Origin of the sequence: Rhodothalassium salexigens DSM 2132 (genome assembly GCF_004341375.1) — a bacterium.
GTDB classification, from domain to species: Bacteria; Pseudomonadota; Alphaproteobacteria; order Sphingomonadales; family Rhodothalassiaceae; genus Rhodothalassium; species Rhodothalassium salexigens.
In genome coordinates this window covers 128560-153761 of sequence record NZ_SLXO01000005.1, presented here as the reverse complement: position 1 = coordinate 153761, position 25202 = coordinate 128560, and the positions used below count along the sequence as shown (strand labels likewise).

Annotated in this window: 14 protein-coding genes; 6 read left to right on the top strand and 8 right to left on the bottom strand. The window is 66.2% G+C overall.

The window, feature by feature from the left end; translation table 11 throughout:
• Positions 1-39: 39 nt before the first annotated feature.
• From EV659_RS08430 to EV659_RS08415, 4 genes are all read right to left on the bottom strand, one after another.
• Entirely contained in the window at positions 40-1011 is a 972-nt protein-coding gene (locus EV659_RS08430; protein ID WP_200287521.1) for a polysaccharide deacetylase family protein, read from the bottom strand.
• 215 nt (positions 1012-1226) lie between these two features.
• Entirely contained in the window at positions 1227-2234 is a 1008-nt protein-coding gene (gene galE / locus EV659_RS08425) for a UDP-glucose 4-epimerase GalE (RefSeq protein WP_132708431.1), read from the bottom strand.
• A 266-nt stretch (positions 2235-2500) separates the two neighbouring features.
• A complete protein-coding gene (locus EV659_RS08420; protein ID WP_132708430.1) occupies positions 2501-4549 on the bottom strand; it encodes a ThiF family adenylyltransferase in 2049 nt (682 codons plus the stop codon).
• Between the two features lie 24 nt (positions 4550-4573).
• Positions 4574-5362, bottom strand: a complete 789-nt coding sequence (locus EV659_RS08415; RefSeq protein WP_242463546.1) for a PEP-CTERM/exosortase system-associated acyltransferase — start codon at positions 5360-5362, stop codon at positions 4574-4576.
• 608 nt (positions 5363-5970) lie between these two features.
• Here EV659_RS08415 and EV659_RS08410 point away from each other — a divergent pair.
• A complete protein-coding gene (locus EV659_RS08410; RefSeq protein WP_132708428.1) occupies positions 5971-6657 on the top strand; it encodes a S1 family peptidase in 687 nt (228 codons plus the stop codon).
• On the opposite strand, the gene EV659_RS08405 is transcribed toward EV659_RS08410, so the two are convergent.
• Both EV659_RS08405 and EV659_RS08400 read right to left on the bottom strand, forming a co-directional pair.
• Positions 6635-7858, bottom strand: coding sequence for a TIGR04063 family PEP-CTERM/XrtA system glycosyltransferase (locus EV659_RS08405; protein WP_132708427.1), 1224 nt, complete (start codon positions 7856-7858; stop codon positions 6635-6637). The two genes, EV659_RS08410 and EV659_RS08405, sit on opposite strands and share 23 nt — an antisense overlap.
• A 134-nt stretch (positions 7859-7992) precedes the next feature.
• On the bottom strand, positions 7993-9798 hold the full coding sequence (locus tag EV659_RS08400) for a Kelch repeat-containing protein (protein WP_132708426.1): 1806 nt from the start codon (positions 9796-9798) through the stop codon (positions 7993-7995).
• Between the two features lie 1079 nt (positions 9799-10877).
• On the opposite strand from EV659_RS08400, the gene EV659_RS08395 reads away from it, so the two are divergent.
• Positions 10878-15968, top strand: a complete 5091-nt coding sequence (locus tag EV659_RS08395) for an Ig-like domain-containing protein (protein ID WP_165878797.1) — start codon at positions 10878-10880, stop codon at positions 15966-15968.
• Between the two features lie 101 nt (positions 15969-16069).
• Here the strand turns inward: EV659_RS08395 and EV659_RS08390 are convergent, their stop codons facing one another.
• Positions 16070-18124 carry a polysaccharide biosynthesis/export family protein gene (locus EV659_RS08390; RefSeq protein WP_132708424.1) on the bottom strand — a complete coding sequence of 685 codons (2055 nt, stop codon included), beginning with the start codon at positions 18122-18124 and terminating at the stop codon, positions 16070-16072.
• Positions 18125-18339: 215 nt separating this feature from the next.
• Here EV659_RS08390 and EV659_RS08385 point away from each other — a divergent pair, with 215 nt between their 5' ends.
• A complete protein-coding gene (locus EV659_RS08385; protein ID WP_132708423.1) occupies positions 18340-19569 on the top strand; it encodes a TIGR03087 family PEP-CTERM/XrtA system glycosyltransferase in 1230 nt (409 codons plus the stop codon).
• 45 nt (positions 19570-19614) lie between these two features.
• Here EV659_RS08385 and EV659_RS08380 read toward each other — a convergent pair whose 3' ends face one another.
• Positions 19615-21336 carry a hypothetical protein gene (locus tag EV659_RS08380; RefSeq protein ID WP_132708422.1) on the bottom strand — a complete coding sequence of 574 codons (1722 nt, stop codon included), beginning with the start codon at positions 21334-21336 and terminating at the stop codon, positions 19615-19617.
• Between the two features lie 250 nt (positions 21337-21586).
• On the opposite strand from EV659_RS08380, the gene EV659_RS08375 reads away from it, so the two are divergent.
• The 3 genes from EV659_RS08375 to EV659_RS08365 are packed head-to-tail and all read left to right on the top strand — an operon-like array spanning position 21587 to position 24979.
• Positions 21587-22567, top strand: coding sequence for a sulfotransferase family protein (locus tag EV659_RS08375; protein WP_165878796.1), 981 nt, complete (start codon positions 21587-21589; stop codon positions 22565-22567).
• Positions 22568-22592: 25 nt separating this feature from the next.
• Entirely contained in the window at positions 22593-24074 is a 1482-nt protein-coding gene (locus EV659_RS08370) for a lipopolysaccharide biosynthesis protein (protein WP_132708420.1), read from the top strand.
• Between the two features lie 26 nt (positions 24075-24100).
• Positions 24101-24979 carry a sulfotransferase family protein gene (locus tag EV659_RS08365; RefSeq protein WP_132708419.1) on the top strand — a complete coding sequence of 293 codons (879 nt, stop codon included), beginning with the start codon at positions 24101-24103 and terminating at the stop codon, positions 24977-24979.
• Positions 24980-25202: the final 223 nt, after the last annotated feature.

The following is a 25202-nucleotide window of genomic DNA, read 5'->3' as shown; positions in this document are numbered from 1 at the left end:
GTGGAAGCGGCGTCGCGGCAGCCGCGCGGGAGGGCGACGCTAACGCACCCGGCCCAAACTCCGTTCGTAGACGACCGTGTCGACAGCTTGTTTGGCAAGCCGTGCGCCGGTTCTCAAGGGGTTGGCTGGGAGCCGCCGGGCGCTGCCCTGTGTGGCGAGAACCCGATCTGGCACCAGATCGTCAAAGCCGGCTGATGTGAGCCCGGGATCGTGGGCAATGCGCCGGCACAGCGCCTTGAACCGGCGCATGAGCGAATGGTTCGGACGTTCGCGGTCGCGGGAGAGCATTTCGAAACTGTGGGTCACGATCACAAACGGGGCTTCGCTGGATTTGGCGCGGTTCAATGCGGCGTCCATTTCCCACATTGATAGCGCGCAAACCTGCGCCGGCCGCACGTGCCCGGGTCGGTCGAACAGATCCGATACGGGCAGTTCGATGACGCCATGGCGGCGCACCGGCCCCACATGCGCCGGATCAAGGCCGATCCGGCTGGTGCTGGTCGCATAGGCGGCGTTAAAGCTGGAATCATACACGATGCCCAGGCTGTGGAGTGCCCGCAGCGTGTTGTCGTCTGCCCCGTAATTGCCGGCGCGAAAGGCCGTCGGCACAGGCGCTCCGGCGTCGACCAGCAGGCGTCGGGCCGCATCGATCAGTGCCGTCTGGTCGTTGACGTGGAAATCGCCGATGTTCGTCCCCCGGCGGTCGCCAACGGGTGACGTCGTCGCCGCGGCGAGCCATTCCGTGTGAATATGGAGTTGGACCTCATGGCCGCGCGCGACGATGGTCTCGACGATTTCCTCGACCACAAAGCGACCGTGAACCAACGCCGGCATGGGGTCGACGAAGAAGACGCCGGTCAGCCCGTAGCGGTCGAGTTGGTCCATCTGCCAGCCGATCCCGAAGGCGCCGGCGCGGCAGCGGCCATGGATTGAACTATCCAGGTTGGCCCGGGCTGTCAGACCCTGCTTGTGCAGGCTGTTCGACAACTCCGTATCGATGGTGATGAGCACCGGGGTCAAGGGCATGGCGAGAGCGGCGGCGACACGTCCAAAAGGGATCGGGCGCTGTAGGCCCCTATCCACAGGGTTCTATCGACGGAGGATAGCCTCCTCGTTTGTCGAATCGCTGTCAATCGCTTCGGCCGGGATAATGGCGGACCAAGGGGTGCCATTGTCGGGCGGAACCACACACGGCTTCCAGTGCATGCAACGGTGTCGGCGCGCCGCTAATCCGCGAAGCGTTCTTCCCAGGCGATCGACGAAGCGATGATCGTGTCCAGATCGGCCAGGCGCGGCGACCAGCCGGTCGCCCGGCGCAGTTGGCTGGAACAGGCGATCAACGCCGGCGGGTCGCCCGGGCGTCGCTGGCCGGTCTTGACCGGAATGCGCCGGTCGGTGACGCGCTCGGCCGCGCGCACCACATCGCGTACCGAATAGCCGTTGCCGTAGCCGCAATTGAAAACCCGGGCGCGCTGCGCGTCGTCGCTGAGGGTGTCCAGCATCATCGCATGGATATCGGCCAGATCCATCACATGGATGAAGTCGCGCACGCAGGTGCCGTCGGGGGTGTCATAGTCGGTGCCGAAAATTTCCAGATGGTCGCGCTTGCCGGTCGCCACTTGGCTGACCACGTGGATCAGGTGGGTGGCGTTGCGCGTGCGCTGGCCGGCGCGGCCCTGGCCCTCGGCGCCGGCGACGTTGAAATAGCGCAGGATCGCCACGTCGAACGCCGGCACCGCCTGGGCGGTATCCCGCAGCATCTGTTCGGTCATCAGCTTCGACCAGCCATAGGGGTTGATCGGCTGGACCGCCGCGCGCTCGTCGACCGGGATGTGCGCAGGGATGCCATAGGTCGCCGCGGTCGACGAAAAGATGAACCGCCGCACGCCGCCGGCCACGCACGCGGCGATGAAGCTGCGCGATTTGGCGGTGTTGTTCAGATAATATTTGAGCGGGTCGGCGACCGATTCTTCGACCCGGACGCTGCCGGCCAGGTGGATCACTTCGCGGACCCGGTGCTCGGTCACCAGTTTGGCAATGCGCTCCTGGTCGGCGATGTCGGCCACTTCCAGGTGCGCCGGCGCAGGCACCGCGTCGCGATGGCCGCTGTCCAGATTGTCGATCACGATCACATCGCGACCGCGATCCAGCAGCGACAGCACCACATGGCTGCCGATATATCCCGCCCCGCCTGTGACCAGAACCGGGGGAAGCGACGACGACTTATTCGACATGCTTGGCCTCACGCGGAAAGGACGACGGCGGACCGGTCGCGCGGCGCCGATGAACCGGCGCAGCGCGGCCTGCGGGGGCGTCGGTCCGACCGCTTGCGCAAGTTGGCCGGCCGGCGTTGACCGCCCGTGCGGGGACGCGACCCCTCAGGGTTTGGTTACACCATGTTTCGTTAACAAAGTCATGACCATATCCGTGCACTGGCGGCGCACCGTGTCGGTCGGGGGCCCAAGACGGGCCGGTCGGGCACGGCGCGATGCTGGATGGCTCAGGCCGTCAGCAGGTCGGACAGCGGCTTGCGCAGTGACCGCGAGGTGGACGGCGCCTTGGCGCGGCCGATGCGGCCGGTGAACACCACCGCGTCGCCCGGCGACACATCGCCCGCCAGCCCATGCAGGCGGCGCGTGTGTGCGAGCAGCGCGTCGGCGGCGGGCGCCATTTTGGGGTCTTGCCAGCGATGGTCGGGGTCGGCGGCGTGGCTGGAAAAGATGATCGGCGCATAGGCTGGCTGCATCACCAGTCCCTCGGCCTCGCCCACTAGCCAGAAGTCCTGGAGCACCCGGCCGGCCTTGAGCCAGTCTTCCAAGGGGCGGTCGGACGCCGGGTCGGGCCACTGGATCGAGAAGTGGCCGGCGCATTGCAGACCGGGGATCAGATCGAGTTGGATGCTGGCGGTCCAGGCGCCGCCGAGCGTCCGGTTGAGCAGACGCGAGCGGTCCCAGCGCGCCATCGCCCAGCGCATCAGCCGCCGGGTCGCCGGGTCGAGCCCGGTGGTTGCCACCGGCAGCCCGGTCTGCACATAGGGGCCATCGAACTTGAGTACCCGCTGGTGGGTCGGATGCGCCTCGGGCAGCCCCAGGCGCACATAGGTGGACCGGGCGTTGAGCCGCGCCATGGCCCAGCGCTCGGTGGGGCTCTCGTACCACTTGACCGCAAAGCCTGCGGCTTCGGCGCAGCGGGTCAGTCGGCTGCGCTGCCGGTGGGTCAGCGGCACGGCGCGGTATGGGCGCCGGTCGACCGACCGGGTGGTGATGAACGGCAACAGATCGTCGGGCTCGGCCGAGCCGTCCGCGCCCAGCCGGGCGGTCAGGACCAGCGGGTCGCGGCTGTCGATGGTCCAGGACACCGAGCGGTTGAAGCCCGACGCGGCGATCTCCAGCGTTCGCAACAGGCCGCCTGCCGCCAGCACGATCGGCCGACCGCCGGCATATTCATAGATGTTTTCGCCCGGTACGATGCGCACATGGATCCGCACGGTCCGGTCGTCGACGATCTCGAAGCGCCAGGGCTGTTCGTTGTCGCCTGACGGTGCCCAGCGGGTCAGGTCGAGAATACGGTGCACAAGCGGCGCATCGAGGGCCACGTCGCCGGTGTCGGGACGGCGGGTCTCGGCCATCTTCTGCGCCCAGCGTTCGGCGAGCGCGATCTTGAGCCGGCGCCAGGGATGGGCGTTGCCGCTGGGTAGCGCACCCGAGACGAAGCGGCCGGTGAACGGGTCGAACTGGTGATAAGCGGGCGCGGGCCGCACCTCGCCCCGGCCGGTCAGGATCTTCAGTGCCTCGGCGCCGACCACGGCGCTGGCCATCTGACAGCCCATGGGCGTCGACGGGCCTTGGCGGTCGCGCAAGTTGATGCGGCTGGGGTCGACTAGCGAGCGGCTGTGCAGCGCCTTGGGCGCCAGACCGACCATGAATTTGACCCGGCGGCGGGCTTCGCTTTCACCCTCGAAACGGAAATAGTCTTCGAACGTCATCGAGCCGGGCATGAAGGTGAGATAGGCGGTGCCGCTGCCCAGCGGGGCGGCGGTGATCGCCGGGATATGTGCCTCGGCGGCCTTGGCGAACAGTGCGGCGCGCTCGTCGAGGACGAAGAAGTCGAGCCCGTCCACATAAAGGTCGGCGTCGGCCAGGAACGCGTCCATGGTCGCGGCTGTGACACCGGCCTCGAACGTGTCGATCTCGGCCTCGGGATTGATGTCGCGGACCATGCGGGCGATCACGTCGAGCTTGGGCTGGCCCATGGTGCTCATGAACGCGCCGGCTTGGCGGTTCATGTTGGCCAGATCGAAGCGATCGAAATCGGCCAGGGCGAAACGCCCGATGCCGAGCCGTGCCAGGGTCAGGGCGTGCGAGCCGCCGACGCCGCCGAGCCCGGCGATCGCCACCTTGCGCCGGCGCAGCATGGCCAATTCGGCGGGGCTGACCCAGCCGAGCGTGCGCGCGAAGGCGGTGTCATAGTCGAACGGGCGCGCGGCGGGCGTCGTGGCTTCGGTCTCGCCCGGTCCGGCGGAGCCGTGGGCTTGGGCGTCGGTCTTCATCGGCGGATGTCCTGAGCCGGTCGGCTACTCGGTGTGGAGGGCAAGGCGGGCAGTGGGATTGTGGCGCTCGTGGGGCGCGCCGTCCAGCGGCCAGACCTGGCCGTATTCGGTGATCGTTTCCCACACGTCCGGCTGCTTGGCATGGGCGTCGTGCAGCAGGGTGGTGATGCCGCGATAATTGGGTATGCGCCGGCCATGATACTCGATGATTTCGCCGGTCTTGGTGAACACCAGGCCCAGCGACGACAAGCGGCGATACAGGAACGGCTCGATCACCGTGATGAGGTGGGTCTGTTCGGCCTCATAGGCCATTTGGAACACGCCGCGGATCAGCCCCAGCACCATGTTCGGGAGAACTCTTTTGTGGTTGTCGACCTCGTCGACCTCGCCGTTCAGCACCCGTTCGTTGTTGTCGGGGTAGAGCCCGTCGGCGAGTCTTTTGCGGAATTCCTTGGAGATTGCGAAGCGTGACGCCTCGGCCGAGGTGGCGCCGGGCAAAACCGCCTCGTCGATGTCACGCAACACCGGCGAGACCTGGCGCGCCGGCAGGGCATAGTCCGCTTGGTGCTCTTGGGGCAGGATCAGCCGCACGCAGCCGGCCACCGTGCCGCTCTGCCGATGGATCAGCAGGCTGTGCAGGGAGTGTTCGTCGAACGCGTCCCGTTCCATTTCGCCGGGGTTGGCGGCCGGATCTTCGAACCCGGTTTCAACGCAGTAGACCTGGTAGCGAAGACGAAACGCTTCTTTCAGCGTGGCGTCGCAGTTACACCGCACTACATCAAAATAATTATTATAAATCTCGCAAAGCCCCATAGGTCGAATCCCGTTCAATTTCAGCCCGATGCTGCGCGGCAAGAGCGATTTGAAGCGCGTGGCACGATCGTTTTGCGTGAAATATGGAGTGGTTTGTCCGCCCACAGCCTGCCCAGACTTAGCGGATAAAGCAACAAGTTTAATAAAATATAAATGGTTGTTTGGCGATTGGTGCCAAGTCTGCGAGCTTATCGGTTTTTTGGGCGAGGGTCGTGCGCCCGGTCTGATTGCGGTCTGGTCCGGTCGAACCGCCGGCCATGGACTTGTCGGGTTGGCTATGGCGCGTCAGAGTGGCGATGAGCCGTGGCTGATGAGGACGAGGGAGAGGTGGCGTGATCGGGGGCGGTCGGCGACGCTTGCGCGCAGACGGTGCGGACGATGCAGACGACGGTGGGCCTGCGTCCGGTGGCGGGCGCCGCGCTGCCCGGGCAACCGGCGCTCCGTGGTACTGGGTCGGTGCTGGCCTCGTTGCGCTGGTCGCGGCCAGCGCGCCGGCACGGGCGCAGCAGGGGGCGGTCGCCTGCTATGATCCCGACCGCCAAATCGTCCAACAGAAACTGGCCCACGAATGCAGCGGCCGCGTGTTGAGCCCGGCGGAGGCCGAGGCAATGCGTCGCCGCCTCCGGCGCGCCCGTGCGGAGCGGATCGCGCCGTCGCCGGACCGCAGGGGCGACGGCCCGCCCGATCGGCGCCACCCCCCCGCCAAACGTTATGGCTCGGCGTTCGCCTTCGGACCGGCCGGGCACTTCATCACTGCGGCCCATGTGGTGACGGGCTGTACGCGGATCGATTTGGAGACCGCGGCGGGCGACCGGTTCGCCGCCGATTTGCTCGCCGAGGCGATGGATATGGACGCGGCGTTGCTCCGCTCGGACTTGCAGGTGGTGCCGGCGCCGTCGGTGCGGGATGTTCTGACCAAGGATCGCCCGGTCAAAGCTGTCGGCTATCCCGAAGAGGGGTTGATGCGGCTTACCCCGCGTGTCCGTACCGGTCGCATCGCCGGGCACGGGCGGCTGGATGCCTATGGCCCCTTATACGCCGTTCGCATAGCCGTGCGGGGCGGCAATTCGGGCGGCCCCTTGTTCACCGACGACGGACGCCTGGCCGGCATGGTGGTCGCGAAGGTGGATCGCTCGATCGTCTTTCGCCGAACCGGGGAGCGCGTGCCCCAGGTCGGCTATGCGGTGCCGGTCCAGCGCTTGGCGTCGTTCCTGGCCCGCCATGACCTGGTCGCACCGACGGACAGCGACGGCCCCGCTGAGGCACAGCGGGTTATCTGTACGCCCTCCCCATGAGCCGTTCGTAGACCGGGGCGTAGTTGGCGGCGCTGCGGGCCCAGGTGCGTTCTTCCTCGACGAAGCGGCGGCCGGCCGCCTTCAGGCTGTCCCGGCGCGCCTCGGAGGCGCCGAACAGATCGGTGATGGTGTCGGCGAGCGCTTGGGCGTCGCCGGCCCGAAACAGCAGGCCCGTTTCTCCGTCGCGCACCAGTTCGCGGTGGCCGCCGACGTCGGAGGCCACAAACAGGCGGTGTTGCGCCATGGCCTCCAGGGGCTTGAGCGGTGTGACCAGATCGGTGATGCGCTGGGGCGTGCGCGGGTAGGCCAACACATCGATCACCGAATAGTAGCGTGCCACCTGGTCATGGGCCACGCGCCCGGTGAAGATGACCTTGTCCGCTACGCCGCGCGCCTCGGCCTGTGCTTTCAGGTCGGCCTCCATCGGTCCGCCGCCGACCAGAAGCCCCCGCACCTGGGGATCGGCATCCAGCATGGACGGCAGGGCGTCGACCAGGAGATCGAGGCCCTCGTAGCGATAGAAGGACCCGATGAAGCCCACGGTCTTGCAACCGGCGACACCGAGGGCGGCGGCGAGGGCATCGTCTCGGGTGTCGATGCGGTTGAAGCGGTCGGCGTCGACGGCGTTCGGGATCAGCGTGATCTTGTCGGCCGGCACGCCGCGGGCGATCAGGTCTCCCCGGATGCCGTCGCAGATGGCCATCACGGCGTCGGCGCGACGGACCGCCCAGGATTCCAGGCCGCGGGTCAGGCGATAGCGCAGATTGCCTTCGCGGGCGGTGCCGTGGCTGACCGCTGCGTCCTCCCAGAAGCCGCGGATTTCATAGACCACCGGCACGCCGCAGCGGCGTGCGGCGCGGATTGCCGCCACGCCGTTGAGGGCCGGCGAATGGGCGTGGACGATATCGGGCTTGAGCGACCCGATCAGGGCTGCCAGCCGGGCTTGCAGGCCGACGATGGTGCGCCATTGGTCGATGCCGGGGACGAAGCCCGGGCCGGCGGTCGACGGTGCGGTGCGGTGAAACAAGAGGCCGTCGGCTTCTTCGGTGCGCGGGGGGACGGTGTCGGGATTGTGTTTGGCACTGGTGACGTGGGACGTGGTCCAGCCCAACGCGCGCTGTTCGCGCAGCAGGGCGCGTGATCGAAACGCATAGCCGCTGTGCAGCGGCAACGAATGGTCATAGACGTGAAGGATATGCATGGCGTCGGCCCAGCGCCTCGTCGATCGGGAACGGCAAGGGATCTCTTGCACCTACGGGCAATTGTCGATCGATGCAATCGCCCACGCGGTGTGCGGCCACAACCCGAGGGCGGGCCGGCCGGGGTGCGGTGGGCTTATCGGCGTGGCACTCGGGGGCACCCGACCACGGCTTCGGGGCGCCAGTCCATCGCCGGGCGGCGCAGCCGGTCGGGCCAGGTGTGCACGGTGTGATAGGTCCGCCCGGCCGAACAATCGAGCACGCCGCCGTCGACCACCAGGCGGTTGTCGTCGAAGCGGGTCCGCATTTCGCCGCCATAACCGATCAAATCGCCATTGCCGCCATCGGCGCCGACCGTCAGGTCGGTGTCGCGCAGGATCAAGACGCCGCCATTGAACGCGTCGACGACCCGCGAATAGGCGCGCTCGCCGCCGGCAAGGTCGCTGTTTTCGACCACGGTGCGTTGCATGCCGGTCTTGAGCACATGCCCCTCGTTGCCCGGGTCGGCGATGCGGGTGTTGCGGATGACCGCTTCGCTGCCCGATACTAGATAGAGCACATGGCCGTAGTTCTTGCCGTGGTCGAGGGTCGATTCGAACACCGAGTCGGAAATTTCGATGCGATCGCCGCGACCCAGCAGGCCCATGTCGGCGCCGCGGCAGGTGACCCGGTTCACGCGCACCGATCCGCCGGCCCAACGGATGCAGGCACCGTTGATGCCGATCGTGATGTCCTGGATGTGGACGTTGCGGATATCGGCGCCGTCGCGCGCGATCAGCGCCGCCTTGCTGCCGCAGACCCGGTTTTCCAGGCGTGCGCCGTTGAACTCAACCGGCCCGTCGACGCGCGCGCACTGGCGATAGACGCCCTTGACGACGCGGCCTTGGGCGACTTGCTTTTGAAGGTTCGGGCAGGTCCAGCCATTGACCGTATCCGCACATTCGAAGCCTTGGGCCTGAAGAGCGCGTTTCTTGTCGGCCATGGTGTTGGCCAGGGTGTCCTCGTCGGGCAGGCGATAGACCCACAAGCCGTCTTCGGGGCGTGCCATGGCCACGAATGCGTTGACCTGGGGAATGTGGATGAATTTGGAAAACACCTTCGGCTTTTCGGGTAGCACCGATTGCGGCGCCGGGCCGTCGGTGTTGGGAAAGCGGGTCCAGTGGTCTTCGACCGGGTCCCAGGTCCAGGTGACCCGGCCACCGGGCCAGAATACCAGCCGCCGGCTCGTCGGGTCGTAGGCGACGCCGCTTTGGTCCATGATCTGGGTCGACCCGAACGCTGTGGGAACCTGCGCCACGCCCTCGCGAAAGTCGGTGCCGTCGGCGGCATAGCTGTCGATCCGGCCTTGTCGGAACGTGTAGGCGCGTCCGGTGACCGGCGCCCAGGCCAGGGACGTGTAGCTCGCATTGGTCGGCCCGGGGGCGGAATAGGTTTCCGTCTTGGGGTCGAAGATCATCGCGCCGCGACCGCGGCCCTGGCGGACGAGGAGGACGCGTCCGTCGGGCATCAGCGCCGTCATGTGCAGGTGTAGCCGTTGCGAGTCTTTGTTGGGTGGGTCGGGCAGGATCTGCCAAGCTTTCCAGGGGTCGCCGGTTGCCTCGAACAGGGCGATGTCGAACTTCCAGGCGTGGCGAGCATAGTGAGCCCACATGTAGAGCGCGTTCGTTGTGGGAACGTAGATGATGCCATCATAGGTGTGGAGCGATCTGGGGCCATGGCGGGGCACGTACCGTCGGGCAGCCACGAACGCCTCATCGGTCACGTAGGAAGGGTCATAAGGGCGCGACCAGGCGAAGGTCTTCAGGTCAAAGACCTTGAGGTCGTTGCCGCGATAGTGGTGATGGCCACCGCCGAAGAAATACAGGCGCCGGCCGTCGAAGGCGGCGCCGCTGAACGCTTCGAAGGTCTGACGCGGGCCGCCCCAGCCCCACAGGCGATCCATGGCGGCCTGATCGCCCTCCGATATCGCGAGCGCTTCTTTCTTGCTGATATAGGTTGCCGCCGGATCGCCGGGGATCTGTTGCCACTGACCCGGTGGCACTCGATCGACGAGGCGGGCGAGTTGCGGTAACTCGGGACGTGCCAACAACAGGTCCGGATCGGTGCCGGTCGTCGCAACGGCGTCGGCGGTGAGCGGCGGCGGCGGCGCTTCGATACCCGGGGCGCCCAATAATGGCGGCGGCGCCGGCCCGGTCTCCGGTGTGCTCGGCTCATTGCCGGGACCCGTCGGGCTCGACGGCGAAGAACCGCCGTCGGGCTCTGGCTGCCCCGCCGAACTCGGGCGGGCGATTTGGTCGACCAAGCGCTGTCGACGCAAGGCGCGTGACAGCGCTTCACCCCAGGACCTGAGATCCTGCTCGGTTGCGCTGTCCTTGGCTTCGAGTAATCGCTGTGCCGGCGGTGTGGCGTCCGTCTTGGCTGATTCGCTCGTCGGCGCAGGATCGGTCGCGGACTGCGCCGCGATGAGAAGAAAAGCGGCGGGGAAAACCGGCCACCCGGCCGAGCCTTTGGTGCCGCGGACCGGCGCCCGGCCTATGACGGAGCGGCATGATCGTGCCGTCGCTGCGAAACGAGCGCTCCTGAAAAATCTCATAACCCAAGGATACTTACCCATCTTGGCCTTGACAAGGCTTCCGGTATCCGGCGACCCGGCGACCGCTTTTCGCCTCGGGTGATCGCTATTCGAGCAATTCGATCTTAAATCCGCAAAGTCGTATTCCTTTTTTTAAGCGCCTCGCTGCTATCGGTGCCCACCAACGCGAAATAAGTCGGCGCAATTGTGGTCCTTTGGTAAGAAGGCGAGCAGTTAAAATGATGAATGAAACCGATCAGGCACCCGAAAACTTGTTCCGGCAAGTGAATGATCTCCGCCCGGGCGCGTGGGCTCAAATTGATGCATCCAATATGTTCTTCGATATATCCGTGACGCGGGAAGAACACGACCGGATTGTCGAGCGGGCCGGTGCAATCGAGGATATCTATCTGGGCAGTAATTTCTGGGGATGGGGTGGACCCAAAATTGTGTTCCAGTCATGGAATAGCGGCGCCTATGACACGGCCGAGAACCGGATGTTCTTTTTTGGTGGCGGGCGCAACAATTATGGCGGGAACGAGATCTATTCGTTCGATTTCGACACTCTGGAATGGGCCCGTCTGAGCGACCCGGTGCCTTATACGCTCGCTGACCAAAGCAGTGATGATACCAATGATCCCGGCGATGCCGGGCGCTCGGGCTTTGTTCCCGACCGGGATGGCGACGGTGTCCAGGATGCGCCCGGCGCGCCGCATACTTATGACGGCTTGGTGTGGAACCCGGTCACCGAGACGCTATGGCTGACCACCCAGGGGGGCACGACCTTTCCCTATAGCCGCGAGCCGTCGTTCAAGGCGGCCTGGGAGTTTGACCCCAAGACCGGTGAATGGACGGCCCACGAAGGGCCATACAACCATTATTTCGGCAGCACGACGTTTCTAGAAGAAACGGGTCAGATCCTGGCGATCCAGCACGAAAAGCAACTGGCCTTTCTGATCAACCCTGACGGCAGCACGGTTGAACTCGGCGAGATCGAGGGCGACACCAATTTCGGTCGCCGCCAGGCAACCACCTTCACCAATCCCGAGACCGGTGACATCTACACACTCAGCGACAATGGTATCTTCGCCCTGAGCCTGGAAGACGGCCAGCTGGTGTCGGAGCGGGTCACCGAATTGCCTGACTTTCGTCGCGAGGGATTTGTTGGCGACTTCGTGGGCGATAACGGCTTGGTGCAATCCGGTGCCGCTTACCGGACAGTCGATGGTAAGTTCTACTTTTGGAACGGGCTGAAAAAGATCGTCACCTGGGATCCTGAGACCAACGAGTTCGAGTTGGTGCATAATGGTGCCTCCGAGGAAGCGCCGTCGGGTCAGGCGATCGGCAGCGGCCGAGTGTTCGAAAAATGGGTTTATCTCGAAGATGTGGACGCCTTCGCCGGCATCGCCGAGGCCCAGGGCGTGCGGGGCGAAGGGGAAGGCGGTCTGTTCATCTACAAGCCCGGCGACAATGCGCTCGAATCCGTGAGGCTGGCGGTCGATACCATCTCGTTGGACACCCGTGGCATCGATACGCTCGGCGTGATCGTGCCGTTGGCGGGGGGCGACGAGGATTTCGATGCGTCGGCCACCCTGGAGTATCGCGAGGTTGGGGCTGCAGTCTGGGAACAGGGGCCCGACCCGGTTCGCCTGCGCCCGGATATGGTCAGCACGCCGCAAGAGTTAGAGGCGAGCCCCGCAGGGTTCGCGGCAACCATCGCGGGGCTCGATGCTGATACAAGCTACGAGATCCGGGTCACCATCGACGATCCCGACGGCTTGAGAAGCGACAGCGCGCCAGCCGTCCAGACGCTGCAAGCGATCACACGGGAGATGCCCGCGGATTTGCCCGAGCAAGCGCGCACCATCCAGGTGGACAGCATGAAGGCGCTCCAGGCGGCGGTCGACCAAGCGCAGCCGGGCGACGTGATCCTGGTCGCACCGGGGCTTTATGAAGGCTCGCTGCGCATTCGGGCCGACGGCACCGAAGACAATCCCATCGTTATCAAGGGGATCGACCGTGATGGCACCGTCCTGGACGGTCAGGGCGGGCAATTCGTGGTCCGGGTCGACGGCGACAATGTCCATGTGGAGGACCTGTCGCTACGCAATGCCGACGCCGGCATCTGGGTGCGCGGCAACACCTATGTCGGCGAGCGTACCACGGGCGTGGCCATTCGCGGCAACAAGATCGACGACGTGTCCGATGGCATCAGTGCGATCGGCGGCCATGAGGATCTCTATATCGCCGACAATATTCTGCAAGGGCGTTTTGAGCCGCTGGAGACGGTTGGGGGTGGCAATGATGAAGGCATCGTCGTCACCGGGACCGGTATCCTTGTGGAGCACAACACGGTATCCGGCTTCATCGACTCGCTTGGGATCAGCAAACAGACCGACATCGCCAATGTGGGCATTTCGTTCCGCAACAACGCGGTGCTGTGGGGGGCCGACGACGCGATCGAGTTCGATTTCGCCATGCGCCATGTGGTGGCCTATGACAATATGGTTGCCAACCACGCCAACGGCCTGAGCTTTCAGCCGGTCTACGGTGGCCCGGCCTATGCGTTCGACAATATTTTTTACAACATCGAGCGCGGTCCCATAAAGATCAATCCGGAAACCGATGATCCGGCCGGGATCTTCGTGATCAACAATACATTTGTTCGAAGCGGTACGGCTTTGACCGGGTCTTCCGGGTCGGTCTTCAATGTTGAGATCTTGAACAATCTTTTCATCGGTGACGGCGAACAGGACGGTAACCAGTACACGACGTTGGCGATAAGAGACCTGACCGAGTTCGCTTTCGATGCCCGGTTCGATCACAACGCCTATCTGCAGGACGGCACCTTCCGGTTTTCCGGCGAGCGCGGCGAGACCTTCGAGGCATGGCGCTCGACCGGTCAATTCGGACGCAATGACGTGTTGTTGGCCGGCGAAGCGGTGTTCGAGAACGTGCCGCTGGATTTCGAGGACACGGGCTTCGCCGGCCGGTTCCGGGACTTGTTCGATGCGTCGCTGGATTTCGGCCTGGCCGACGGATCAAGCGCCATCGACGCCGGTGTGGTGGTCAATGGCATCAATAATGATTATGCGGGCGATGCGCCCGATATCGGCGCGCTCGAACGCGGCGAGCAGGCCCCAGAGGTTGGCGCGCGGATCGACGTGCGCGATCCCGAAGCGCCGTTCGCCAACCGCGACAGGGTGTTGGCCGAGCGCGACACGCCGATCACCTTCGACCCCGCAGCCAACGATCTGGATCTTCAAGGCGATCCCTTGACCGTTGTCGCCATCGGCGCGGTCGAGAATGGCCGGTTGTCGCTCGGCGCGGACGGTCAGGTGACGTTCGTGCCCGAAACGGGCTTCCTTGGCGATGTGAGCGTCAGCTACACCGTGGCCGACGACCAAGGCAATGAAACGGTCGGCGACATCGACATCACGGTCCTGCCGCCCAATCGCGCGCCGACCGCCGGCGCCGACACCGCACAGACGTTCGAGGGGGAGACCCTGTCGGCGCCGCTGTCCAGCTTGTTGGCGAACGACAGCGATCCCGATGGCGATGCCCTGACGGTCGTTGCCATGACGGCGCAGGCCGGGGGGGCGATCGACCTCGATGGCGCGTCCTTCACTTACACGCCGAAGGCGGGTTTCTTCGGCACCGAGGTGATTACCTATACGCTCGCCGACGGGCGCGGCGGAACCGACACCGGTACACTGACCGTCTCGGTCTTGTCCGACGGGTCGGTGATCGGAACCGCCAGCCCCGACACGATCGACGTGTCCGGTGAGCGGCAGGCGATCACGGTGCTGTCGCGCGGCGGACCCGACGCCGTTACCGGCAGCCCCTTCGACGACAGGATCAGCGGCGAGGGCGGGTCGGATACGCTCATCGGCGGCGCTGGCGACGATACTTTCCTCTACAATGGCGATCATGTGGGCGGCGGTGACACCATCGACGGCGGCGCCGGCTTCGACCGTATCGAGGGCAGCGCCGGCGACGATGTAATTTCGCTTGTGTCTCTGACCTCGGTGGAGGCCATCGACGGCGGCGCCGGCGTCGATGTGATCCAGGCTTTCGGGGTGCTCGACCTGAGTGCTGTCGAGGTTACCGGCGTGGAGCGGATCGACGGTACCTGGGGGCCGCAGTCCATCGTCGGCAGCAGCGGGCGGGACGTGTTCTACGGCGACGGCGGCAATGACCGTTTCGACGGCGGCGCCGGGGTCGATGCGGCGCGCTTCGATGGTGCATTTGCCGACTATACGGTGACGATTGCCGATAAGGGCCCCTGGACGGTGCGTGCGGATGTCACTGACGAGGGCAGCGATACGCTCGTCAATGTCGAAGAACTGATCTTCAAGGACGGCACCTATGTGCCCGATGGCAAGGGTGGTTTCGTCAAGGTCTCCGACGCACAGAAGATCAACAACCGCCCGCCGGAAGCCGAGGATGCGACCCAGGTGACCGGGCTTGGCCAGCCGGTGCTGTGGGATCTGGACGACTTGGCGGTGGACCCGGACGGTGACGCGATCCGGATTGAGGAACTGGGGGCGGTCGAGCATGGCGAGGTGGTGATCGAGGCGGGCAATGTGGTGCGCTTTACACCCGACCCCGATTTTACCGGTCAGACCAGCTTCACCTATCTGGTTTCGGACGGCAACGGCCACACGGCCAGCGGTACGCTCACCGTCGAGGTGCGCGGCGATCTGGTCGCCGGAACGCCCGGTGATGACGTCTTTGTGCCGGCTGATTTGAGCGCCGCCGATGGCTTGGCCGCTGGCGCCGGGTTCGACCAGTTGCTCGGGTCCGACAACCGCTTCCGGGCCGACAGCATCGATCTGTCCGATATGGTCGTGTCCGGCCTGGAACTCATCGACGGCCGCCAGGGCTTCGATACCATCATGGGCTCGCCGGGCGACGATACCATCCGTGGCGGTGCCCAGGACGATACTCTGTTCGGTGTGGCGGGCGACGATGTCTTCCTGTTCGAGGGCAAAAGCGATGGCACCGACCGCATCGACGGCGGGGAGGGCTTCGATACTGTCCAGGGGTCGAGCGGCGACGACGTCATCCGTTTGCGGTCGCTCGACGGCGTCGAGCGGATCGACGGCGGCGATGGCGAGGATGTTCTGGGAACGTGGGACAACCGCTGGAACCGGCATCGCCTGGATCTGTCCGAGGTCGAGATCACGGGCATCGAGCGGATCGAGGGCGGTGCGGGGTTCGACACCATCGTCGGCTCGTCGGGTGATGACGTGATCGCCGGTGGCGGGCGGGCCGACACGCTGACCGGCGGGCCGGGCGACGACCGGCTCGACGGTGGTGAGGGCATGGATACCGCCGTGTTTTCCGGTGCGCGCAACGCCTATCGCTTCGAGCGCGGCGCCGATGGCGCGCTGGTGGTTGTCGATACGCGGACCGACGGCGACGGTCGCGACCAGTTGGTTGGTATCGAGACCCTGGCCTTCGCGGACGGCGATGTCGCCGCCACCGATATCCTGGGCGTTTCCTTGGCGATTGACGATGGCGACCTGATCGGCTGAGGGGCGCGTGCGGCCCGGCGGTTGCCCGGGATGGCAACCCGGCGCGCGTGTTGCGATCGGATTGAGGCCCCTGTGGCGGCTCAATCCGGTCGCCCGTTTCTTTAAAACTGGGCGTTTAGCGACAGGGTTACGCTATTCTCGGTAAACGAGTTGACCCCGAACGATGAATCGCGTGTGGCATAGGCGTAGGCGGCGGTGACCGAAAAGCGCTCGAAGCCCAGATAGGTCAGGCTGACCCGTCCGTTCACATTCTCGTCGCGCCGGAACGCACGCAGTCCGTCGATGGCCGAGAAGTCGTTACGCTGGTAAAGTCCGGTGACATTGATGCTAACGTCGAACGGGAACAGATAAGACAGACCCGCCTCACCGATCAGGCTCTTCTGGTCGCGGTCGCCGCCGACCACGCCGAGGCGCCGCTCTTGACGCGAGCCGCTGAGGTCGACCGACAGGCGCCCGAACAGGGCCTTGACCGAGCCGCGCAGCATCTCGACCCGCGTCGGGTCGCCGGTCAAGGCGAACGGCGGCGCGGTGGGGACGCCATCCTCCACCTCGTCGGACGTGCCGGGCAAATTGTCCAGAAGACCTTGTTGGCCGACTTGCGGCCGGTTTTCGTAGCGAAACGCGACTTCCAGCCGCTCGTTGAGCGTGTAGGCCAGATCGGCCTGGACGGTCTCGTCGCCGTCACGGCGTCCGCCCAGCACCTCGACTTCGAACGCCTCATTCGGCGCCCACCGAAAGCCGCCGAAGATCTGCGCATCGTCCACGCTCACCGCGAAATCATCCGCATCGAAGTACTGATAGCCTGCCTCAGCGACCAGAAAAAACCCGCCAGCGACCGCGTATTCGGCGCGCGCGATCGCTTCGCGCCGATAGCGGACCGCCTGGTTTTCGGGGTCGATGGACGACCAGAAGGCGTTCAGCCTCAGGCTCAGGCGTTGCCCGACCGGCACGCTCTCCAGCATCAATTCGCCGCGATGGCTCACCGTGTTGCCGGGCTGGGCGGTCGGCACCGGCAGATTGTCGTTGGTCAGCGCCGTGTCGCCGATCAACACCACCCCGCCGCGATAGCGCAGTTCATAGCGCGCCAGATCGCCGAGCGTCCCCTTGACGTGTGGGCTGACCCGATAGCTCTGGAGGATGCGCTGGTTCTGAACATTGGCCTGATTGAACGAGCGTGGCGCACCGGGGTTGATCTGGGCGCGGGTGACGGCCGCCGAGGCGTCGACGAAGAACAGATCCTCCAGGGCTTCCAGGTTGAGCGATCCCTGGGCGTTGGGGGCGACGCGGATGTCGTTGTTGTCGGTTTGGGTGATGAACTGAAGGCCGGCCGAGCCGAACGCCGCGGCGTCAAGCCGGTCGGTATCGGCGCTGAGGGTGAAGGACGGCGTCACGCTGGTGATCATGCCGTCGTCTTCGAACCCCTCGGGCGCCAAAAACAAATTGTCAGAATAGGACTGGCTGACCCCGAGGCCGAGGCTGAACTCCGTGTCGCCGGCCAGAAAGCCTTTCGGGATGACCAGGGTGTCGCCAGGCAGGACTTCGAAGCCAGCGGCGAAGCGGGCGCCTTGCACGCCACCGCCCAGGTCGAGCGGAATGCGCTTGTCGCCGGCGTCGGTACGGCGAATCAGATAGACCGACGACAATGCGGCGCCCTCCGGCGCCCCGCCGATGGCGTCAAGGACCGTGGCCACCACCATGCCGTCACGATACGGCACGGCGCGCGGGTCGACCGCCGATCCCACGACCCGCACCCGGTCGGGCAGCAGGCCGGCGGCCTCGACCACCTCCACGGACACCTGCGGGCTTTGGATGAAGCGCGCCAAGGCCCGCGTCAGGTCGGCTGCCAAGGCTTCGGTGGTCTTCCCCGCGACCGCGATGTCGCCGATCAGCGGCAGGGCCACGAAGCCGTCGGGCCGGACCGGATAGCTGCGCGACAGGTCGGGCTCGCCGCGTACCTGGATGTCGAGCGTATCGTCGGGCCCGATGCGATAGACATAGGCATCCTGGTCGGTGGCGACCCCCGGCGGGCTCTCCTGGGCTCCGGCCGCGGGCGCAAGCGATGGCCCGGCGAGCAGGCCGGCGGCGATCGTTCCCACGATCGGCAGGCCGGGCACGACAAGAGCGGGCAGGGGCAGGCTGAGAAGAGGCCGGGTCATGGGATTCTGACCGTCTGAGGAAGGTGGGACAGGGACAGGGCTCGCTCGGGCCTTGGGTCCGGGTCACTCCGGGTGCCAAGAACTCGTTATTAGCACACTATTTTGTAGGTGCAAGAAAGCCACCCGTCTGATATCCCAGGCGCATCTTAGTGATCCGCATCGGCACGCCAGCGTCGCGGTTCGTTCGCCTCTTTATAGACCGGTCCGATTTCACGATGCCTTCGCTGCTGTTCCTGGTGCATCGCCTGCCTTATCCGCCCAACAAGGGCGATAAGATTTCCTCCTACAACATCCTCAAATACTTCGCCCGCAGCCACGACGTCTATCTGGGCACCTTCGTCGACGACCCCGACGACCGCCAGCATGTGGACACGGTGCGGGCCATGTGTCGCGACGTGTGCGCGGTGGAGATCGCGCCGCGCCTGCGCAAATGGGCGGCGTTGCGCGGCCTTCTCGACGGGCGGGCGCTGAGCGCGTGCTATTACGCCGACCGTCGGCTGGCCGCCTGGGTGCGCCACACGCTCGCCAATGTGCGCCCCGACGGCGTGCTGATGTATTCGGGCGCCATGGGCCAGTTTGTCGACCCCGCCTGGTCGCCGGCCACGCGGACCATCTTCGAACTGGAGGACGTGGATTCGGCCAAATGGGAGAGCTATGCGGGCACCAAGCCGTGGCCGCTGTCCTGGCTTTATGCCCGCGAGGGGCGCGTGTTGTCGGCGTTCGAGCGGCGCATGGCGGCACGCTTCGACGTCAGCGTGCTGATCTCGAAGGCCGAAGCCGACCTGTTCCGGCGTCGGGCGCCCGAGGCGGCGGGCCGGATCATGCACCGCACCCAGGGCGTGGACGCCGACTATTTCGACCCCGACCTGACCTTCGCCAATCCCTATGGGCCGGACGAGCGGGTGTTGTTGTTCGTCGGCGCCATGGACTATTGGCCCAATGTGGAGGCGGTGACCTGGTACGCGCGTGAGGTGTTGCCCTCGGTGCAAAGGGCGGTGCCGGACGCGCGGTTCTACATCGTCGGCCGCAACCCCGACGAGGCGGTCCGGGCCCTCGCCGCCGTGCCCGGCGTGGTGGTCACCGGCGGCGTCGACGATGTGCGCCCCTATATGCAGCATGCCCTGGCGTCCTGCCTGCCGTTGCGGATCGCGCGCGGGGTCCAGAACAAGGCGCTCGAAGCGATGGCCATGGCGATGCCGCTCCTGGTCTCGCCCGAGGCGCTGACCGGGATCGCCCGGCACCCGGGCTTCGAGCCCTGGATCGCCCCCGACGCCGAGACCTTCACGGCGCAGTCGATCGCCCTGTTGCGCGCGCCGCCGGGGCGCCAACCCGGTGCGCGCACGGCGGTGCTGGCGCGCCACGCCTGGGACACCAACCTCAAGCGCCTGGCGGCGATCATGGCCGGCGACGCCGATATCGAGGACGCCGCCGACGCGGTTTACTAGGCGCCGTGCTGTCCAGGCCCGCCGTGTGCGCCTTTCAAGCGGCGGTCAGGACAGGCCGAAGCGTTGCGCCAGATATTCCATGGTGGCGATGCGGTTGAAGGTGTCCTCGTCCTCGACCCGGTCGACGGCGAAATAGTCGCCCATGACCGGCCAGGTCGCGTCCATGACCGCGCTCAGATAGGGGCGGGTCAACTCGGTCGGCATCGGTCCGCCGGCCGGGCGCCGCAACTGGGCCAGATAGCCGCGCAGTGCCACCGGGCGCGCGATGCTGCGCACGGCATCGAAGCGATAGCGCAGGCTTGGCGGTTGCGAAAACGCGAAGCCATAGCTCGACGGCAGGTCGGCGATGCGCGGGCAGACCTCGGCGATCATCGCCGCCTGCAAGCGGCCGAAATTTTTCTGGCTCAATGGCAGGCTCTGCGCGGCCGCGATGGCGCTGTGCTCCAGAAACGGGAACGCCATCGGTCCGAAGCGCTGGTTGATCTCGGCCTCGCGCGCGGTCCAGAACCGGCCGCGGAACAGCGGATAGAGCAATTGCGCGTCGAGCGCGCCGAGGCGTTCCCCGCGCCCCGGCAATTGCGCGCGCATCTGTTCGGCCATCTGCTGGCGATAGTGTCGAGCGGCAAAATGCGCGCCGGCATGGGCCGGGTCGAACTGGGCGTAGAAGGCATCGACCACGTCTTCGGCGCGATAGCGGCGGTCGCGTAGATTGAAGAAATTGCGATAGATTTCGCCCAAGCCGCCGTTGAGCGGCACCATGGCGTCCACATGGCGGCTGCGCCGGTCCTGGGCGTCGGCGCCGCTGTCGAACAGGCCCGGCGTCTTCCAGCCGTCGAACAATACCATGTCGCGGTCCAGTTGGGCGGCGAAGCGCTCGGGCGGCGGCGGGGCGGTTCGGGCCTTGTCGATCCGGTCGAGCGGCAGGTCCTCGGCCGCGGCGACGCGCTTGGCGATCTCCACGTCGATATCGCCGTCGGGGCCATAGACGAACAGGCTCGGCCGGACGCCTTGTTCGAGCAGCAGGCCGAGCAACAGCCGCGAATCGTAGCCGCCCGAGAAGGACAGCCGCACCCGCCCGTCGGCCGACCGGGCGATGCCGGCGATCACATGGCGCAGCGGCGCGAGCGCCTGTCGGGCGGCCTCGTCCAAGCGTACCGGGGCTCGGCGCTCGATGGCCGGCCAGGGCACCGGGTCGGTGACCGTCACCTCGGCGCCGTGCACGATCAGGTCGGTGCGCGCGGGCAGGCTGGTGACCCCGCGGGCGAGCGTCCGGTTGCCGTGGAACGCGCCGGCCCAGGCATAGGTATAGACCCCGAACGGGTCGAGCCGCCGGTCGTCGGTGAGCGCCAATGCGGCCAGGAAGGAGTTGGTGAACACGCGCCGGCCGGGGTCGTGATAGACCTTGTGGGCGCCGAGCCCGTCGGTGCGCACCAGCACCCGGTCGCCGGCGATGTGCAGCAGCGAGAAGTGTCCGGCGGTGTCGCGCCAGTCGGGGGCGCCCGGCACGATGTGGGCGGCAAGGCGGCGCAGTGCGGCCGCGCCGCCGGTCTCGCCGCTCAATAGCGGACCGACGGCGACCAGGTCGGCTTGGGGCGTGGCCGCCTCGGCGATCACGCTGTGGTCGGGATTGTCCACCAGGATCAGGTGCCACGGCCCGATGGCCGGACGGCGGCGCGGGCGAAAGCCGTGCGCCTCGACCAGCCGCAGAAACGCCGGCAGGTCGGCCTGCCCGGGCGCGTCGTCTCGGATCAGAACGTAAAAACTCATCGCTGCCCCGCGTGTTGCGGCACCCCGCGCCGGCGCCCCCTGCCGGTATGGAAGGCTCGGCGGGCTGTTGCAACTCCCTATCGATCTGGTCAGTGTGCGGCCGGGCTGTGGCCGAGCCGGTCGACGCCGGCGCGATGGGGGGGGGGCGTGCTCCCGACTTGACCGGGGCGGCCCGGTCGGACACCGTGCAAACGCGGCGCCGGGGGGCGTGGTCTGGGTGGTGAACCCGATGTGGAGGCGGCCGGAGACGATGGCTCACGAGACGGATGTGGTGGCGGGTGCCGCCGGTATCGACCAGCGCGGCGGAGCGGCGACGGCGTTGCCCACGCTGCCGAACTTCTTCATCGTCGGCGCGCCCAAATGCGCCACCACGTCGATGGACGCCTATCTCGCGGCCCACCCCGAGATCTACATGGCGCCGCGCAAGGAGCCGCATTTCTTCGCCCGCGACCTCTATCCCGAGGGCGTCGGCTGTTCGGCCGAGGCTTATGGGCGCCTGTTCGAGGGTGTGACCGGCGAACCGGTGGTCGGCGAAAGCTCGGTCTTCTACATGCTGTCGCAGACCGCAGCCCGCGCCATTCACGACGCGCGGCCGGACGCCAAGATCCTGATCATGCTGCGCGACCCGATCGAGGTTGTGGCCTCGCACCACTCCCAGATCATCTTCGAGGGGCTGGAGGACGAGCCGGACCTGGCCCGCGCTCTGGCGCTGGAAGCGGCGCGGCGGGCCGAGCACGGTGCCGGTGCGCTGACCTATCAGGAAAAGGTGCTACATTATCGCGACGTGGTGGCGTTCGCCGACCAGGTGGCGCGTTTTCAGGCGCTGTTCCCGCCCGAACAGATCAAGGTGGTGCTGTTCGAGGACGTCAAGGCCGATCTGCCCGGCGTCTATGGCGAGATCCTGGAGTTTCTGGGCGTCGACCCGACGTTTCAACCGACCTTCAAGGTCCAGAACGCCAACAAGCGTCTGCGCAGCGCCCGGCTCGGCGCCTTTTTGCGCGAAACGCCGGGCTGGGTGACGGCGCTTGGCCGGGTGGTGCTGCCCAGTGCTGCGTGGCGCTACAAGACGCGCATGTTTCTCAAGCGCCTGAACACCGATTTTCGCCGCCGCGAGCCCATGGCGCCGGCGCTGCGCGCGCATCTGGCCACTGAGTTGGGCCCCCAGGTGCGCCGGCTGGAAACGTTGTTGGATCGGGATCTGAGCCACTGGGCGCGGGCCCGCCGCGATTGAGCGGCACCGAAAGGGCAGGGAACGCGTGACCGAGGGCACCTCTTCCACCAATCGCGACATGGCGCGCGGCGGCGCCTGGATGGTCGCCATGCGCTGGGCGATGAAAAGCGTTGGCCTGGTCAGCACGCTGGTCCTGGTCCGCCTGCTCGACCCGGCGGATTTCGGCGTCATCGCCATGGCGATGATCGTCGTCGGTTTCCTCGAAGTGTTGACCATGGCCGGGGTCGACCTGGCGGTGATCCGGCATGAAAACCCGGAGCGCGCCGATTATGACGCGGCGTGGACGCTGCAGGTGATGCTGGCCGCCGGGATCGGCGCGCTGCTGCTGGTCTGTGCGCCCTATGCCGCGGCGATGTTCGACGAACCGAAATTGGTCGCGGTGTTGCGGGCCTTGGCGCTGCGGGCGGTGATCGGCGGTTTTCAGAACATCGGGGTCGCGCAGTTCCGCCGCGATCTGGCGTTCCACAAGGACTTTCAGTTCAACGTCTACAAGACCCTGCTGACCAGTGGTGTGACCGTGATCGCCGCCCTGATCCTGCGCAGCTATTGGGCGTTGGTGGTCGGGATGATCGCCAGCCAGGTGTTCATGGTCGCGCTCAGCTACACCATGCACCCCTACCGGCCGCGTTTGACCCTGTCGCGCTTGGGGCAGTACTGGTCGTTTTCCGTCTGGTTGATCGTCCATCACCTGGCCCGGTTCCTCAATCGGCGGCTCGACCAGTTCATCATCGGCAATGTGGCCGGCACGCAGTTCATGGGGCGCTATTCGGTCGCCTTCGACGTGGCGACCCTGCCGACCAATGAACTGGTGGTGCCCATGAACCGGGGGTTCTTTCCGGTCTACGCCCGTCTTCAGGGCGATCCGCAGGCCTTGGCGGCCGGCTTTGTCCGCGCGTTGAGCACCGTGGCGCTGCTGTGTTTCGCGCTCGGTTTCGGCCTGTTCGCGGTTGCCGAACCGGCGGTGTTGGTGCTGATGGGGTCGCGTTGGGCTGACGCGGTGCCCTTGGTCGAAGCGCTGGCGGTGTTCGGTGTGTTTCTGGCTCTTGCCACCAGCGTCGAGGCCTTGTTGATGAGCGTGGGGCGGACGCGGCTTCTGGCGCTGTTCGGGATTGCCAATGTGGCGCTGTTGGCGGTGGCGCTCGCGGGCACGGTCCGCTATCTCGATATCGACGCCGTGGCCTGGGCGCGTTGTTGGACTGCCCTTGCCGCGCTGCCGTTGGTCTACGCTGTGGTGCGACTGGCGGTGCCGGTTTCGGTTCCGGCGGTGGTCGGGGCGTTGTGGCCTCGGTTCGTGGCGGCGGCGTTGATGGTCGGGGCGGTCAAGGGCGTGCCGTGGCCCGATTTGGCGCCAATCGCCTTGCTGGCGTTGCAGGTGGCCACCGGAGCCGCTGTCTACGGGCTCGCCACCTGGGGGCTGTGGCGTCTGCGCGGCGCGCCCGACACGGTGGAAAAATCGGTGCTCGACCGGGTTTCCGGGCGCCTGACCCGGTTCCGCGCGGCAGGGTGACACCGTGGGGAAACCAAGGGAACCGCATGGCCAAGGATAATCGTGCCCAACGCCTGACCCGTTTCGACGGGCTCGGCCTGCGCGTCACCAAGCAGCTTTGGCAGACGGTTGCCCGGCCGTTCGATCGGCGGGCGAAGTCGGTTTTGATCATCGCCGGGGTGCAGCGCTCGGGCACCAATATGATGGTCGAGATCCTGGAGCGGTTTTTCCGCACCGCCGTCTACAACGAGAACCACCCGGCCGCCTGCACCGACTTCGAACTGCACGATACGCCGACATTGCGTCGTCTGGTCGAGCGTGCGCCCGGCGACACGGTGGTGTTCAAGGCGCTGTGCGACCTGGATCGGGTGCCGGCGTTGCTGGACGATTTGCCCGGCGCGCGGGCGGTCTGGGTCATGCGTCGGGTCGAAGACGTGGTCAATTCCCACGGTCACACCAAGTTTTTGAGCGCGCGCAACAATCTGTGCAGCACGCGGATGAACAACATCGCCGTTGACGCGCTGAGCGAGGGCTGGCGCGGGCGCGGCATGGTGGCCGAGACCCATGAGGTGGTGCGCCGCCATGCGCACCCCGAGATGACCAACCAGACGGCGGTGGCGCTGTTTTGGTACATGCGCAATGCGCTCTATTTCGACCTGGGCCTGGACCGCGACCCTCGGGTGCGGCCGTTGCTTTATGAGCATCTGGCGCGCGCCCCGCACCGGGAAGGCGCGGCCTGGCTCGCCTGGGCCGGCCTGCCGCCGTCGCGGTTCGCCCTGGCCAAGGTCAATGCCCGCTCGGTCGGCCGACAAGCCGCGCCGGCGATCGATCCGGCCGTCGAACAGATATGTAACGACCTCTACAACCGGTTTGCCGCCCAGGCGCCGGCCACCGAGCCGGCGGCGTCGATGGCCACCGCCGGCTGAGAAAACGCCTTCGACGCCACAAACTAACGCGCTTTGAGGGCCCATGGATCGGGGATTACCGGGACCGGGCTGCGGTGATTCAACGGCGGCAAAACACGCCGGACCAACCGGATTGCCCTTGTTTGTCAGGATCGAAGCACAGTATCATCATATTGAGAGATTGCTTGCTGTTATCAAATGATGAATGATGAGCGGCGAGCGGTGGTTTGCGGAGAAAGCGTGC